The 1,628-nt window shown below is 40.2% G+C and carries 1 protein-coding gene; it reads left to right on the top strand.

Going from position 1 to position 1,628, the window contains the following annotated elements; genetic code table 11:
* The first annotated feature begins 244 nt into the window (after window positions 1-244).
* Window positions 245-1,447: an IS110 family transposase gene (locus ACVC7T_RS10890; protein WP_105145173.1), complete on the top strand. Its 1,203-nt coding sequence runs from the start codon at window positions 245-247 to the stop codon at window positions 1,445-1,447.
* Window positions 1,448-1,628: the final 181 nt, after the last annotated feature.

Raw genomic sequence — 1,628 nt, 5'->3', positions numbered from 1 at the left:
AAACATACTAAGATTAGTAGTGAGGAAATCTCCGACGGGAGAAAGTACTCACTACTTTTTCTTTATGATAAAGTAGAGGTGTCTTGTTAAGTCGTAGGGCTTTTTGACGCTAGACGTCGCAACAAAAACTGGCAAGACACCTGTTTTAGAAAGAATGTTATCAAAGTATGTGGGACGCCAGACGTCGAGTATTGAAAATGACATCACTAAAACAAGGAATCATTCAAGACAAAGAGGTAATATCATGCGAGTAGTATTTGGGATTGACGTGAGTAAAGTAAGTTCAGAAGTAGCCATTCTAGTTAACGGCGAGAAAGTTCATGGCTATACCATGTCCAATGATGCCATTGGCTTTTCTCGGCTACTTGGCGATTTGAAAACCGTCCACAAGCCAGAAATCATCTTTGAAGCAACAGGCGTCTATTCTCGTCGTCTTCAAACTTTTCTGGATGAACATGGCTACGCTTATACACGACTCAATCCCTTAGAAGCCAAGAAGCAACTGGATAGCTTGCGTGTGAGAAAAACAGATCAAATTGACGCCGAAAAACTAGCTCAATCTCAGTTTGTACTGAATCGTAAAACGACGTATGTCCAAAAAGAAGTCTACCAAAACTTGCGGGATCTCAGCCGTTTCTATCAGAATCTGACCGAGGACATTGTTCGAGCTAAAAACCGCCTGCACAAGGCCTTACAGGTCACTTTCCCTGAATTGGAAAATATCTTGTCAACACCAACTGGTGAACAATACTGGAACCTGGTCATAGCTTTTCCTTGCAAGGACTTCGTGCTTGATTTAAGCAAGGACGAACTCTCAGAAAGCATTCGTCAATCTACTTCAAAACGGATTTCGGACAAGCGTGTAGCGTACTTAGCCGAGAAGCTGATAGCACTAGCTAATCAATCGTATTGTGCCGTCAAGAAAAACTCTCCAATGCTGGAAGAGGTCCGTTACTATACAAAAGAATTGCTTAGACTTTCTGAACAGAGACAGGCAGTCTTAGACGAAATGGTGGAACTAGCTCAGCCATTACCTGAATATGACATTCTGCTCTCTATTCCTGGAATAGCTGAGACTACTGCAACAAGTATTATTGGTGAACTGGGAGATATTCGCCGTTTTCAGTCTGCCAATCAAATCAATGCCTTTATCGGTATTGACCTGAGACACTATGAATCTGGTAACTTCCTCGCTAAAGAACACATTACCAAACGTGGCAATCCCTACGCTAGAAAGATTCTGTTCAAGTGTATCCACAATATCGCTTCAGCCAGTCATACTAATCCTTGCCATATCGCAGACTTTTATGAGAAACGAAAAAGACAATCGCAAACGACTTCAACCAAGCCACACACGATTGCCTCCATACATCGTCTCATTCGGACAATGTATTACCTCATTATGCATAACAAACTTTACGATTACGCTTCAACCCAAAATCGGTAAAACTGTTTATGCTCTATCATTGTAACACCTTATCAAAAAATTTCAACATAAGGTGTTGGTTTTGTATGCACTTTTTACACTAAAATTTAGTCCAAAATAAAACAATTTCCTTATTTTGACTATTGAACTCAAAATATTTTTCGTCAAATACCTTGATAAGCTTGACAAACGGTAGAAAAAA

The organism is Streptococcus sp. P25B114 (assembly GCF_053010325.1).
Note: the sequence above shows the minus strand (reverse complement) of the source record. Positions and strands in the feature narration are given on the sequence as shown.